At 63.4% G+C, this 14,015-nt stretch carries 12 protein-coding genes; 4 read left to right on the forward strand and 8 right to left on the reverse strand.

All coding sequences use genetic code 11. The features are described 5' to 3' along the window. Positions 1–35: 35 nt before the first annotated feature. The 7 genes from GEV38_RS25045 to tkt form a co-directional block, all read right to left on the reverse strand. On the reverse strand, positions 36–2,162 hold the full coding sequence (locus tag GEV38_RS25045) for a bifunctional diguanylate cyclase/phosphodiesterase (RefSeq protein WP_054572173.1): 2,127 nt from the start codon (positions 2,160–2,162) through the stop codon (positions 36–38). A gap of 243 nt (positions 2,163–2,405) precedes the next feature. Beyond that, a complete protein-coding gene (gene fba, locus GEV38_RS25050; RefSeq protein ID WP_015272054.1) occupies positions 2,406–3,470 on the reverse strand; it encodes a class II fructose-bisphosphate aldolase in 1,065 nt (354 codons plus the stop codon). Positions 3,471–3,570: 100 nt separating this feature from the next. After that, positions 3,571–3,900, reverse strand: a complete 330-nt coding sequence (locus tag GEV38_RS25055) for an MliC family protein (protein WP_015272055.1) — start codon at positions 3,898–3,900, stop codon at positions 3,571–3,573. A gap of 63 nt (positions 3,901–3,963) precedes the next feature. Continuing rightward, positions 3,964–4,215, reverse strand: a complete 252-nt coding sequence (locus tag GEV38_RS25060) for a hypothetical protein (RefSeq protein ID WP_015272056.1) — start codon at positions 4,213–4,215, stop codon at positions 3,964–3,966. Next, positions 4,215–5,378, reverse strand: a complete 1,164-nt coding sequence (locus tag GEV38_RS25065) for a phosphoglycerate kinase (protein ID WP_013974501.1) — start codon at positions 5,376–5,378, stop codon at positions 4,215–4,217. The genes GEV38_RS25060 and GEV38_RS25065 overlap by 1 nt, the downstream gene beginning before the upstream one ends. Positions 5,379–5,390: 12 nt before the next feature. Continuing rightward, positions 5,391–6,452, reverse strand: a complete 1,062-nt coding sequence (gene epd, locus GEV38_RS25070; protein ID WP_015272057.1) for an erythrose-4-phosphate dehydrogenase — start codon at positions 6,450–6,452, stop codon at positions 5,391–5,393. A gap of 150 nt (positions 6,453–6,602) precedes the next feature. Then, positions 6,603–8,600 (reverse strand): transketolase, encoded by a 1,998-nt coding sequence (gene tkt / locus GEV38_RS25075; RefSeq protein WP_054572174.1) that lies wholly within the window; start codon positions 8,598–8,600, stop codon positions 6,603–6,605. Between the two features lie 228 nt (positions 8,601–8,828). Here tkt and GEV38_RS25080 point away from each other — a divergent pair, with 228 nt between their 5' ends. The 4 genes from GEV38_RS25080 (at position 8,829) to GEV38_RS25095 (ending at position 13,401) form a co-directional block, all read left to right on the forward strand. Continuing rightward, entirely contained in the window at positions 8,829–9,821 is a 993-nt protein-coding gene (locus tag GEV38_RS25080) for a metalloregulator ArsR/SmtB family transcription factor (protein ID WP_015272059.1), read from the forward strand. 18 nt (positions 9,822–9,839) lie between these two features. Next, a complete protein-coding gene (metK, locus tag GEV38_RS25085) occupies positions 9,840–11,030 on the forward strand; it encodes a methionine adenosyltransferase (RefSeq protein ID WP_015272060.1) in 1,191 nt (396 codons plus the stop codon). A gap of 145 nt (positions 11,031–11,175) precedes the next feature. Then, complete coding sequence (gene ligB, locus GEV38_RS25090; protein ID WP_015272061.1) at positions 11,176–12,876, forward strand: NAD-dependent DNA ligase LigB; 1,701 nt, start codon at positions 11,176–11,178, stop codon at positions 12,874–12,876. A gap of 132 nt (positions 12,877–13,008) precedes the next feature. Beyond that, on the forward strand, positions 13,009–13,401 hold the full coding sequence (locus GEV38_RS25095) for a DUF1090 domain-containing protein (RefSeq protein WP_015272062.1): 393 nt from the start codon (positions 13,009–13,011) through the stop codon (positions 13,399–13,401). A 157-nt stretch (positions 13,402–13,558) separates the two neighbouring features. Here GEV38_RS25095 and GEV38_RS25100 read toward each other — a convergent pair whose 3' ends face one another. Beyond that, positions 13,559–14,005, reverse strand: coding sequence for a cytochrome c (locus GEV38_RS25100; RefSeq protein WP_015272063.1), 447 nt, complete (start codon positions 14,003–14,005; stop codon positions 13,559–13,561). Positions 14,006–14,015 lie beyond the last annotated feature (10 nt).

Genomic DNA, 14,015 nt, shown 5'->3' on the forward strand with positions numbered 1-14,015 from the left:
CTGCATTCGGTGTAACGAATGCCGATTCTAGCCAATCATGGCCCCGGCCAGGAGAAAATCGCCGGGAAGCTGCTGGCATCCGTGGCGGTCATCGGGTAAGCCACCAGGAACCCCTGCACGTACTCACAGCCATTGGCTTTGAGCCAGGCTGCCTGAGCCGGGGTTTCCACCCCCTCGGCGATCACCGTGATGCTGTAGTCGAGGCACAGGCCGATGACGCTGCGCACCAGCGCGGCATCCACCACCGAGTCGGGCAAGCGCGCCACCAGGTGGCGGTCGAGCTTGAGGGTATCGATCGGCAGGTCGCGCAACATGCGCAACGAACAGTCGCCGGCACCAAAGTCATCCAGCGCCACCCGCACACCCAGCTCACGCAAGCGGTGTATCTGTTTCACCGCCGCATCGATGTTGTACATCAGCGAGGTTTCCGCCACTTCCACCTCCAGCTGCGCCGGGTCCAACTGGTAAAGCTGGATGACCCGGTGCAGTTCGTCTACCAGGCTGGGCATGGCGAACTGCGCGCGGCTCAGGCTGATACCCAGCACCAGGTCCGCCGAGAAACGCTGGCACCAGGCCTGGCGCTGGGCCGCGCCCTGGCGGTAGATCCAGCTGGCCAGGCGGTTGATCAAGCGCGCCTCTTCCAGCAACGGGATGAACAGCCCCGGCGGTACGTCGCCGACACTGGGATGCTGCCAGCGCAACAAGGCCTCGAAGCCACGCAGGCGGCCATCGATGAAGCCGACCTGCGGTTGATAAACCAGAGTGAAGTCTTGCTGCTCCACGGCCGTGCGTACGCTGTCCTCGAGCATCAGCCGCGAACGTGCCCTGCCATTGAGTTCCTGATCGTAGAAGCGATATTGCTGGCGCCCGGCCTGCTTCGCTGCGTACATCGCCGCATCGGCCGCGCGCAGCAGGCCTTCGACATTGGCCCCGCAATCCGGATAAGTGGCGATGCCAATGCTCACCCCAAGGCTCACATCCAGCCCTTCCACCTGGTGGCTGATGGAAATGCGTTCCAGCAACCGCTCGGCATAGCGCCCAGCCTGCTCCGGGTAAGGCAGGCTGTCGAACAGTGCAGTGAACTCGTCCCCGCCCATGCGCGCCAGCAGCGCTTCACTGCCCAGGCAATCCTTGAGCTGTTCGGCCACCCAGTGCAGCACCCGGTCGCCCGCGTCGTGGCCGAGCGAGTCGTTTATGCGTTTGAAGCCATCCAGGTCCATGTACATCAGCGCCTGTGCCTTGTCCGAGCGCTCGTTGCGCAGCAGCGCACCTTCGGCGGCCTGGTAGAACCCGCGGCGGTTGAGCAGGCCGGTAAGCGGGTCGGTGACGGCCTGGTACTCCAGCTGCTGGTGCAGGTTGCGCACCACCGACATGTCCAGCACGGTGACCACCATGGCCTTTTGCTCGGCCGGCAGTGGAGCACAGGACAACGCCACCGGCACCAGCTCCCCGCCAAGGGTGCGCAGCTGGGCATCGTGAACACGGAAGATGCGCCCCCCTAAGTAAGCCTGGTAGAACTCCGACTCGTTCCACAAGCAGGCACTGGCCAGTTGCACCAAATCGAGCAGATGGGCGCCCTGCAACTGCTGGACTGGCGCTGACAACAAACGGGAAATGGCCGGGTTGGCAAAGCTGATGATGCCTTGGGCATCCACCACCAGAATGCCCTCGGCAGCGTTCTCCAGGATCGACGCGTTGAAAGCCCTGGCCGTTTCCAGCTCACGGGTCAGGCGCTGCAGCATGCGCCGATTGCGCTGCTGGTCGAGCAGGGCCTGGACCTTGGGCTTGAGAATTTGCGGGTCGAACGGTTTGAACATGTAGTCCACGGCGCCACTGGCGTAACCCTTGAGCACGGCCGCTTCGGACTGTTCATTGGCGGTGAGGAAAATGATCGGGGTCAGCCGAGTGCGCTGGCTGCCGCGCATCAGTCGGGCGACTTCGAAGCCGTCCATCTCCGGCATCTGTACATCCAGCAGCACCAGGTCGACATCGTGTTCAAGCAAAGCACCCAGGGCTTCCATCCCCGAGTTTGCCGTCAACACCTGCCAATCCTGACGGGCCAGCAATGCCCGCATGCTGATGAGGTTTTCGGGGTAATCGTCTACCACCAGAAGAACCGAGTTGCCATCCAGTGGCTGAGGGTGAGGTTGAGCGCCATCCATGCTGCTTCTCTATTATGTGACCGACTTCAAGATACGGTTGGATCCACTAGTACTCTAGACCTGAGCGGATAACACGCAATGCAATCAGAACGCTATCAGTGCCTCAACTATACGGTAGCCGACTAACGGTCGCTTTGCCGGGAATATGTGCCGGCCTTTTCGCGGGCATGCCCGCGCAAGGTTCTAACACCCAAAAATGAAAAAACCCGCATCGCTGCGGGCTTTTTCATTAATACCAGAAGATCAGTTGACCTTGGCGGCCAGCTCACCTTTCAGGTAGCGCTGGTACATGCCTTCCAGGGAGATCGGCTTGATCTTCGAGGCATTGCCAGCGGTGCCGAAGGCTTCGTAACGAGCGATACACACGTCACGCATGGCCTTGATGGTTTCACCGAAGAACTTGCGCGGGTCGAACTCGCTCGGGTTCTGCGCCATCAGGCGGCGCATGGCACCAGTGGAAGCCAGACGCAGGTCGGTGTCGATGTTGACCTTGCGCACGCCGTACTTGATACCTTCGACGATTTCCTCGACCGGTACACCGTAGGTTTCCTTGATGTCGCCGCCGTACTGGTTGATGATCGCCAGCCACTCTTGCGGCACCGAGGACGAACCGTGCATCACCAGGTGGGTGTTGGGGATGCGCTTGTGGATTTCCTTGATGCGGTCGATGGCCAGCACGTCACCGGTTGGTGGCTTGGTGAACTTGTAGGCACCGTGGCTGGTACCGATGGCGATGGCCAGGGCGTCGACCTGGGTCTTCTTGACGAAGTCGGCAGCCTCTTCCGGGTCGGTCAGCATCTGGCTGTGGTCCAGCACGCCTTCGGCGCCGATGCCGTCTTCTTCACCAGCCATGCCGGTTTCCAGCGAACCCAGGCAGCCCAGCTCGCCTTCTACCGAAACACCGCAGGCGTGCGCCATGGCAACAGTCTGCTGGGTAACGCGAACGTTGTACTCGTAGTCGGTCGGGGTCTTGCCATCTTCACCCAGCGAGCCGTCCATCATCACCGAGCTGAAGCCCAGCTGGATCGAGCGCTGGCAGACGTCAGGGCTGGTGCCGTGGTCCTGGTGCATGCACACCGGGATATGCGGGAATTCTTCGATGGCCGCCAGGATCAGGTGACGCAGGAACGGGGCACCGGCATATTTGCGGGCACCGGCCGAAGCCTGGACGATCACCGGGGAGTCGGTCTTGTCGGCCGCTTCCATGATGGCGCGCATCTGCTCGAGGTTGTTGACGTTGAAAGCTGGTACGCCGTAACCGAACTCGGCGGCGTGGTCCAGCATCTGGCGCATGCTAATGAGTGCCATTGTGTATCTCTCTCCCGACAAGCGTCGTTTGTTTCGTGCAAGCCTGCCGCAGGGGCGGTTGCTGTTCAAGTAGTGTGGGCCACCCTCGCGGCCCGGCCAGTCACGGTGCCTTGCAGCCCCGCCCAATCAGATCGTTGGTTGCCACCCAGTACACCAGGCCTTCTTCGCCCTTGGTATGGAAGGCCAGCATGCCATCGCTGTACAGCGCACCCGAGGCACCCGGCTCGGCCTTGAGCCGGTAGACCTGGTCGCCGCCACCAAGGCGCACATCGACCTGATCGCGCTGCACATCGGCGAAGCGCCACAGCACTTCAGCCTGAGTGTCGCAGACCCAGCGGGTCCAGTCGTCTGCCGGAGCGGGTTGCGCCGGCTTCAGCAGCGAGCATCCTGCCAGTGTCGCCAGGGCCGTCACGGCCAAAAGCGCTTTCATTACATATCCTCTAGATGACCATGCAGCGGCCGCTTGGTTGCCCGACCCGACGAAATGCCGGGTTCAAGGGCAACCAGGCGCCTTGCGCTGGTGGTCTTCGTCGTACTTTTCCAGGCCTTCCGGGCCCACGCGCTTGCTGATTACCGGCACGGTCTCGGCCTGCCACTCGGACTGGTAGCAACCGCCCTTGGGCGGCTGCGCCGGGTCGGTATCCGAGGACGGGCTGCCGGCGCATGCGCTCAGCAGGCCAGCCAGCATCATCACAGGCAATTGCTTGACCATCAGGCCGCTCCCTTTGCCAAGCGCCGACGTCATCAGGCCTTGGCCCGCTCTTCCAGGATCGCCACGGCCGGCAGTACCTTGCCCTCGACGAACTCGAGGAAGGCGCCACCACCGGTAGAAATGTAGGAGATATCGGCGCCAACGCCATATTTGTCGATGGCAGCCAGGGTGTCACCGCCACCGGCGATGGAGAACGCAGCGCTGTCGGCGATGGCCTTGGCCAGCACCTTGGTGCCGTTGCCGAACTGGTCGAATTCGAACACGCCGACCGGGCCGTTCCACAGGATGGTCTTCGACGACTTCAGCAGCTCGGCGAAGTGGGCTGCGGTTTGCGGGCCGATGTCCAGGATCATGTCGTCAGCGGCAACGTCGGCAATGGCCTTGACGGTGGCTTCGGCGCTCTCGGCGAATTCCTTGGCAACCACGACATCGACCGGCAGAGGAACGCTGACCTTGGCAGCGATGGCCTTGGCGGTATCGACCAGGTCAGGCTCGTACAGCGACTTGCCTACCGGGTGGCCGGCTGCGGCCAGGAAGGTGTTGGCGATGCCGCCACCGACGATCAGCTGGTCGCACACCGAGCTCAGGCTGTTCAGCACATCCAGCTTGGTGGAGACCTTGGAACCGGCAACGATGGCCGCCATCGGCTTGGCCGGGGCCTTCAAGGCTTTGCCCAGGGCATCCAGCTCGGCTGCCAGCAGAGGGCCAGCAGCAGCGACCTTGGCAAACTTGGCAACACCATGGGTCGAACCTTCGGCACGGTGGGCAGTACCGAAAGCGTCCATGACGAACACGTCGCACAGGGCGGCGTATTTCTGCGCCAGCTCGTCGGCGTTCTTCTTCTCGCCCTTGTTGAAGCGCACGTTCTCGAACAGCACCAGGTCACCAGCCTTGACCTCGACACCGTCCAGGTAGTCGGCAACCAGCGGCACGTCGCGGCCCAAGGCCTTGCTCAGGTAGTCGGCGACCGGCTTGAGGCTGTTCTCGGCGGAGAATTCACCCTCGGTCGGGCGGCCCAGGTGCGAGCAGACCATTACCGCCGCACCCTTCTCCAGGGCCAGCTTGATGGTCGGCAGCGCTGCCAGGATACGCGCGTCGCTGGCTACCACACCGTCCTTCACAGGCACGTTGAGGTCTTCGCGGATCAGTACGCGCTTACCTTGCAGGTCGAGGTCGGTCATCTTCAACACGGTCATGAATGCAGTCCTTCAGGGCTGTTTGTTGCGGGTTGGGTGGACGACGTGCAGATAGTGTTCGGCAACGTCGAGCATACGGTTGGCGAACCCCCATTCGTTGTCGAACCAGGCCAGCAGGTTCACCAGGCGAGGGCCGGAAACACGGGTCTGGCTGGCATCGACGATCGCCGAATGCGGGTCATGGTTGAAATCACAGCTGGCGTGGGGCAACTCGGTGTAGGCCAGCAAGCCTTTCAGCGGGCCTTCCAGCGCCGCCTCGCGCAGCACCCGGTTGACTTCGGCCGCGCTGGTATCGCGGGCGGTCTGCAGGGTGATATCCAGGCACGAGACGTTGACGGTCGGTACGCGTACCGCTTTGGCCTGGATTCGCCCGGCAAGTTCCGGAAGCAGGCGTTCGATGCCTCGCGCCAGACCAGTGGACACCGGGATCACCGACTGGAAGGCCGAGCGCGTGCGGCGCAGGTCTTCGTGGTGGTAGGCGTCGATCACCGGCTGGTCGTTCATCGCCGAGTGGATGGTGGTGATCTGCACGTACTCGATACCGAATGCCTGGTCCAGCACACGCAGCAGCGGCACGCCGCAGTTGGTGGTGCAAGAGGCGTTGGACACCAGGCGCTCGCTGCCGGTCAGGCAGGCCTGGTTGACGCCGTAGACCACCGTGGCATCGACATCGGCCTCGCTGGCCATCGGCTGCGAGAACAGCACCCGAGGCGCGCCGGCGTCGAGGAAGCGCTGGCCATCGGCGCGGGTGTGGTAGGCGCCGGAGCACTCCAGTACCAGGTCGATGTCCAGGGCGGCCCAGTCGATGCCCTCGGGGGTGGCACTGCGCATCACCTTCACGCAGTCGCCATTGATATGCAGACAGTCCCCATCGACCTTCACCTCACCGGGGAAGCGCCCGTGGGTGGAGTCGAAGCGTGTCAGGTATTCAAGGCTGGCCTGGTCGGCCAGGTCGTTCAGCGCGACGATCTCGAAACCGGCCTTTGCCCCCCGCTCGAACAGCGCGCGCAGGACACAGCGGCCGATACGGCCATAACCGTTGAGTGCAACTTTGTAGGGACGCAGGTGGGGCATAGGTAGCTCTTGAACTCCGGCAGTTGAACGGGGCCGCTGCGCAGCCCATTCGCGGCACAAGGCCGCTCCTACAGGGGACGGCGTGCGTAATACCCTGTAGGAGCGGCCTTGTGCCGCGAACGAGGGCCAAAGGCCCTCGCCTTCCTTGTATCAGTCTTCCAGCAGCTCTTCGGCAGTACCGAGGATGTTCTCCAGGGTGAAGCCGAACTCTTCGAACAGTGCCGAAGCCGGCGCCGACTCACCGTAGGTGGTCATGCCGATGATACGACCTTCCAGGCCGACGTACTTGTACCAGAAGTCGGCGTGAGCGGCCTCGATGGCGATACGCGCACCCACTTCCAGCGGCAGCACGGACTGCTTGTAGGCAGCGTCCTGGGCATCGAACACGCTGGTGCACGGCATGGAAACCACGCGCACCTTGCGGCCTTGTTCGGTCAGCTTGGCGTGCGCCTGAACAGCCAGGCCCACTTCGGAACCGGTGGCGATCAGGATCAGCTCAGGCTCGCCGGCGCAGTCCTTGAGCACGTAGCCACCGCGGCTGATGTCGGCGATCTGCTGGGCGTCGCGGTCCTGGTGCTGCAGGTTCTGGCGCGAGAAGATCAGCGCCGAAGGGCCGTCCTTGCGCTCCAGGGCGCTTTTCCAGGACACGGCAGATTCCACCGCGTCGGCTGGGCGCCAGGTGTCCAGGTTCGGCGTGCTGCGCAGGCTGGTCAGTTGCTCGATCGGCTGGTGAGTCGGGCCGTCTTCGCCCAGGCCGATGGAGTCGTGGGTGTAGACGTGGATCACGCGCTGCTTCATCAGTGCCGACATGCGCACGGCGTTACGGGCGTATTCCATGAACATCAGGAAGGTCGCGCCGTAAGGCACCAGGCCACCGTGCAGGGCAACGCCGTTCATGATGGCGGTCATGCCGAACTCGCGCACGCCGTAGAACACGTAGTTGCCGCTGGCGTCGTTGGCTTCGACACCCTTGCAGCCCTTCCACAGGGTCAGGTTGGAACCGGCCAGGTCGGCCGAACCGCCGAGGAACTCTGGCAGCAGCGGGCCGAAGGCGTTCAGGGCGTTCTGGCTGGCCTTGCGGCTGGCGATGGTTTCGCCCTTGGCGGCCACTTCGTTGATGTAGGCCTGGGCCTTCTCGCTGAAGTCGGCCGGCAGCTCGCCGCTGTCACGGCGCTTGAACTCGGCAGCCAGCTCCGGGTAGGCCTTGGCGTAGGCGTCGAAGCGCTGGTTCCAGTCGGCTTCAACCTTGGCACCGGCAGCCTTGGCGTCCCACTCGGCATAGATGTCGGCCGGGATTTCGAACGGGCCGTGGTTCCAGTTCAGTTCCTTGCGAGCCAGGGCGATTTCGTCGTTGCCCAGCGGTGCGCCGTGGCAGTCTTCCTTGCCCTGCTTGTTCGGCGAGCCGAAACCAATGATGGTCTTGCAGCAGATCAGGGTCGGGCGATCGCTCTTGCGAGCGGTCTCGATGGCGGTCTTGATCTCGTCGGCGTCATGGCCGTCGACGTTGCGGATCACCTGCCAGTTGTACGCTTCGAAGCGCGCCGGGGTGTTGTCGGTGAACCAGCCGTGCACTTCGCCGTCGATGGAAATGCCGTTGTCGTCGTAGAAGGCGATCAGCTTGTTCAGGCCCAGGGTGCCGGCCAGCGAGGCGACTTCATGGGAGATGCCCTCCATCATGCAGCCGTCGCCGAGGAACACGTAGGTGTGGTGGTCGACGATGTTATGGCCATCACGGTTGAACTGGGCGGCGAGCACTTTTTCGGCCAGGGCGAAGCCCACGGCGTTGGCGATACCCTGGCCGAGCGGGCCGGTGGTGGTCTCGACGCCTGGGGTGTAGCCGTATTCCGGGTGGCCCGGGGTGCGGCTGTGCAGCTGGCGGAAGCCTTTGATGTCATCGATGGTGACGTCGTAGCCGGTCAGGTGCAGCAGCGAGTAGATCAGCATCGAACCGTGGCCGTTGGACAGCACGAAGCGGTCACGGTCGGAGAAACTCGGGTTGCCCGGGTTGTGCTTCAGATAGTCGCGCCAAAGCACTTCGGCGATATCCGCCATGCCCATGGGGGCACCTGGGTGGCCGCTGTTGGCCTTTTGCACGGCATCCATGCTGAGGGCACGAATGGCGTTGGCACGTTCACGACGGCTGGGCATCGCTGATCTCCTGGGGGCTTGAATAGGTGGTGTCACGAAAAAAGGCGGCCATTTTCGCCCACTGGGGGGGCTTGGGGCAATGACGTATGGTCGCAGTCGGGGGATTTTCCTGCGATTGGCATTCAATTCGGGGTAAAACCGGGAGAACCACCCCACTCATCACTCAATATCAAAACTTTTTGATATTGCCCTTGCTAGGGCAACGATGCCTGTCTAGACTGCCGCACCATGAACCTCCGTGCGCAATCGATCCCCGAGCAACGCGAAGCATTGGCTGCCCTGTGCAAAGCCAGTGGCGACGAGCTGCGCCTGAACGTATTGCGCGCCCTGGCCAACGACTCGTTCGGCGTGCTGGAGCTGGCGCAGATCTTCGACGTGGGCCAGTCGGGCATGAGCCATCACCTTAAAGTGCTGGCCCAGGCCGAGCTGGTGGCGACCCGCCGCGAGGGCAATGCCATCTTCTACCGCCGCGCCCTGCCCGACAGCTTGCGCCTGGGAGGTCGGCTGCACGCGGCGCTGCTCGAAGAGGTGGACGACCTGACTCTTCCGCCTGACGTGCAGGCGCGCATTGCCCAGGTGCAGCAACGCCGCGCAGCCACCAGCCAGGACTTCTTCCTGCGCGTGGAAGAGAAGTTCCGCGCCCAGCAAGACCTGATCGCCGGCCTGCCGCAGTACCGCGAAAGCCTGCTGGCGCTGCTCGACAAACTGAATTTCGACCCGGCCGCCAGCGCCCTGGAGGTCGGCCCCGGTGACGGTGGCTTCCTGCCCGACCTGGCCCGGCGCTTCGCCCAGGTCACCGCCCTGGACAACAGCCCGACCATGCTCGAACTGGCGCGCCAGGTGTGCCAGCGCGAAGGGCTCGACAACGTGAACCTGCAGTTGGCCGATGCACTGGGTGCAACGGATGTGGCCGCCGACTGCGTTGTGCTGAACATGGTGCTGCACCATTTCAGCGACCCGGCCCTGGCCTTGCGCCAGCTGGCCAAACGGGTGAAGGCAGGCGGCAGCCTGCTGGTAACCGAACTGTGCAGCCATGACCAGGGGTGGGCGCGCGAAGCCTGCGGCGACCTGTGGCTTGGCTTCGAACAGGACGACCTGGCCCGTTGGGCCAACGACGCCGGGCTGGCCCCCGGGGACAGCCTGTACGTGGGCTTGCGTAACGGTTTCCAGATCCAGGTCCGCCATTTCCAGCGGACGGCTGGCGACATACACCATCGGTAAATTTCAGGAACCTTCGAGATGAGCGAATACTCCCTTTTCACCTCCGAGTCCGTGTCCGAAGGGCATCCGGACAAGATCGCCGACCAGATTTCGGACGCCGTCCTTGATGCCATCATCGCCCAGGACAAATACGCCCGCGTAGCCTGCGAAACCCTGGTCAAGACCGGCGTCGCCATCATCGCCGGCGAAGTCACCACCTCCGCCTGGGTCGACCTGGAAGAGCTGGTGCGCAAGGTCATCATCGACATCGGCTACAACAGCTCCGACGTCGGTTTCGACGGCGCCACCTGCGCCGTGATGAACATCATCGGCAAACAGTCGGTGGACATCGCCCAGGGCGTCGACCGTTCCCGCCCGGAAGACCAGGGCGCCGGTGACCAGGGCCTGATGTTCGGCTACGCCAGCAACGAAACCGATGTGCTGATGCCGGCACCGATCTGCTTCTCGCACCGTCTGGTCGAGCGCCAGGCCGAGGCGCGCAAATCGAAACTGCTGCCATGGCTGCGTCCGGACGCCAAGTCGCAGGTCACCTGCCGTTACGAAAATGGCAAGGTGGTCGGCATCGACGCCGTGGTGCTGTCGACCCAGCACAACCCTGAGGTTTCGCAGAAAGACCTGCAGGAAGCCGTGATGGAGCTGATCGTCAAGCACACCCTGCCTGCCGAACTGCTGCACAAGGGCACCCAGTACCACATCAACCCGACCGGCAACTTCATCATCGGTGGCCCGGTGGGTGACTGCGGCCTGACCGGGCGCAAGATCATCGTCGACTCCTACGGCGGCATGGCCCGCCATGGTGGTGGCGCGTTCTCCGGCAAGGACCCATCCAAGGTCGACCGTTCCGCCGCCTACGCCGGCCGCTACGTGGCCAAGAACATCGTCGCCGCCGGCCTGGCCGAGCGTTGCGAGATCCAGGTGTCGTACGCCATCGGCGTGGCCCAGCCGACCTCCATCTCGATCAACACCTTCGGTACCGGCAAGGTCTCCGACGACAAGATCATCCAGCTGGTGCGCGAGTGCTTCGACCTGCGTCCTTACGCCATCACCACCATGCTCGACCTGCTGCACCCGATGTACCAGGAAACCGCTGCCTACGGCCACTTCGGCCGTACCCCGCAGCAGAAGACGGTCGGCGACGACACCTTCACCACCTTCACCTGGGAGCGTACCGACCGCGCCCAGTCGCTGCGTGACGCTGCCGGCCTGTAAGTTTCCTACAACGCCAGGCGAAAGCCCCTGCTGAGCAATCGGCAGGGGCTTTTTTGTGACATATGGGCTGACAAACGCTGCATGGCGACCCGCACGCTACCTGCCTAGGCTGAGGGCTCACACCCGCCATGCAAGGATGCTGGCCATGCCGCTCATGCTGCTTTTCGCCCTACTGTTGACGTTGAATGCTCCCCTGGCCCGTGCCGCCACATGCCCCACCTGGAACCCGCAACAAGTCGAGGCTGAAGTGAGCCGACTGCGCGCCACGCTTGCCCGCTGGGACGACCATTATCATCGTAAGGGCATCGCACTGGTGGCCGATGAACTGTACGACCAGAGCCGCCAGCACCTGGCGCACCTGCAGCAATGCTTTGGCATCACGACTACCCCGTCCCCGCTGGCCAGCGCTGGCGGGCCAATTCCGCATCCGGTACCGCACACCGGCGTCGACAAGCTGGCCGACCGTCAGGCTGTAGAACGCTGGCTGGCCGGCAAGGCAGATGTCTGGGTGCAACCAAAGGTCGATGGCGTAGCAGTCTCCCTCATCTACCGAAAGGGCCGGCTGGTGCAGTTGATCAGCCGGGGGGACGGCGTGCAGGGGCACGACTGGAGCCGCCACATCCCCCTGCTCGTCGAACTCAACCGGCAGCTGCCCCAGGCCATTGACCTGCAACTGCAGGGCGAATTGTACCTGCGCCTGGACGCGCATGTGCAAGCCCGGGCAGGCAGCGCCAACGCCCGAGGGACAGTAGCCGGGCTGCTGGCTCGCAAGCAGCTGGGTCGTGAGCAAGGTGAGCGCATCGGCCTGTTCGTATGGGACTGGCCGCAGGGCCCAGACCAGCAGGCCGAGCGCCTCGCGCAGCTGGCGGATCTGGGTTTTGCGCACAGCCAGGATTACAGCGTCGCCATAGAAACAGCGGACGATGCAGCGCACTGGCGTGAGTACTGGTACCGCTCACCCCTGCCTTTCGCCACCGATGGCGTGGTGTTGCGCCAAGGCGTCCGGCCTCCGTCCGAGCGCTGGCAGGCCAAGGCGCCCTACTGGATCGCGGCGTGGAAGCACCCGTACACGCAGGCCTTGGCCGAAGTGCGCGAAGTACGCTTCCGCGTCGGCCGTACCGGCAGGGTTACGCCAGTCTTGCATGTACTGCCGGTTACCCTGGATGACCGGCGAATCACCCAGGTGAGCCTGGGATCGCTGGCACGTTGGCTCAAGCTCGACATCCGCCCCGGTGACCAGGTGGCCGTCAGCCTTGCCGGGCTGACCATCCCACGCTTGGAGCAAGTGGTGCACCGCGCCGCCGAGCGCCAGCCGGTGATCGCACCAGCGCCCGGCCAGCATCATGCCCACAGCTGCTGGCAGATCAGCGAAGGCTGCGAAGAGCAGTTCATTGCTCGTCTCACCTGGCTCAGCGGCAAGCAGGGGCTGGCCCTGCCGCGCACCGGCCCTGGTACCTGGCGCCGACTGGTGGCTGCCGGGCTGGTGACCTCGATGACCGACTGGCTGCATCTGGATGCCGAGCGCCTGGCCCAGGTAGCGGGTATCAGTGACACAACGGCTTCGCAGTTGCTGGGCAGTTTCGACCAAGCCCGCTCACGGCCCTTTGCGCAATGGCTGCGCGGACTCGGCGCGCCTACACCCACCGGCATGCAGGTAACAGGCGACTGGCTGGAGCTGGCTGCCCGCACGAATCTTGAATGGCAAGCCATGCCCGGTATCGGCGAAAAGCGCGGGCAACAGCTTGCTGGATTTTTTGCAACCACCGAGGTTCAAGCCATTGCAACGCAACTGGCCACGGCAGGGATCGATGGATTCCGGATCGACAGGCAAAGCATCGAGCAATGATTATTTACCAATTTACCTGTAGGAAAATCCCGAGATTAAGCCGGAAAACCCCAACAAGGGTTTCTAAATGGGCAAAACCAAGGCAGGATTTCCCCCAACTTTTGCTGCCCCGCCCCCTCAAGGAGGCTTTTCATGAAACGTATTTCGACCCTTTTCCTGATCGCGACACTGGGCCTGGCCGCTGGTGCCGCACAAGCCGCCCAGCCGGATGCCGGCCTGACCGGTTGCGCCGCCAAGCGTAGCGCCATCGAGAACCAGTTGAAGATTGCCCGTGACCACGGCAACAACGAACAGGCCGCAGGGCTTGAAGAGGCACTGCGAGGGGTCGATAACTGCACCGACGCCGGCCTGCGCAAGGAACGTGAGCAGAAGGTGCTCGACGCCCGTCACGAAGTGGCGCAGCGGGAAAAGGACTTGAAGAAAGCCGAGAAGAAAGGCGATTCGGAGAAGATCAACAAGCGCAAGGACAAGCTGGCCGAGTCGCGCAAGGAACTGCAGGAAGCGGTGGAGGATCTGGATCGCTGAGGCTCCGACCGGGCAAACGCGATCATTGTAGGAGCGGCCTTGTGTCGCGATGGGCCGCAAAGCGGCCCCGGCCATTTGTGCATCAGCTGAAATCCTGGGGCCGCTGCGCAGCCCTATCGCGACACAAGGCCGCTCCTACACAGGGCAATGCAGTCCATCAATGATTGCGGAATTCCGTATGACAGGCCTTGCAAGCCGCTTCGACCTTGTCCATCGGCGCCTTCAGCTGCGCAGCGTCCAGCGGCTGACCGCGGGTGACATCGACCAGTTCGCCAGTGACGCCTTCCAGCTGGCGGGCCAGGTCATGAAAGCGCGTCTGCCGCTCCCATACCTCGGCACGCGCACTACTGTCGCCACCATCACGAGCCTGTGGGAAGTGCTGCCAGGGCTGGTGCGAAAGGTTGTCCAGCTTCAGCGCACCGTCGGCAAACTTCACCCCGTCGAACGGCAACCGCCCACGCAACATGCCGCCCAGGTCTTCGCTGGTCTTGAGCATGTCCTTGAAGATCACCTTGCGCTTGCCCAGCGGGGAGTTCGGGTCAACCCGGTCACAACCACCCAGAGCCAGTGCTGCCAGCAGAACAATGGTCAATCGCTTCAACATCACGGTCACT

Source organism: Pseudomonas sp. 13159349 (genome assembly GCF_013305685.1).
In the GTDB taxonomy this organism is placed as follows: domain Bacteria; phylum Pseudomonadota; class Gammaproteobacteria; order Pseudomonadales; family Pseudomonadaceae; genus Aquipseudomonas; species Aquipseudomonas asiatica.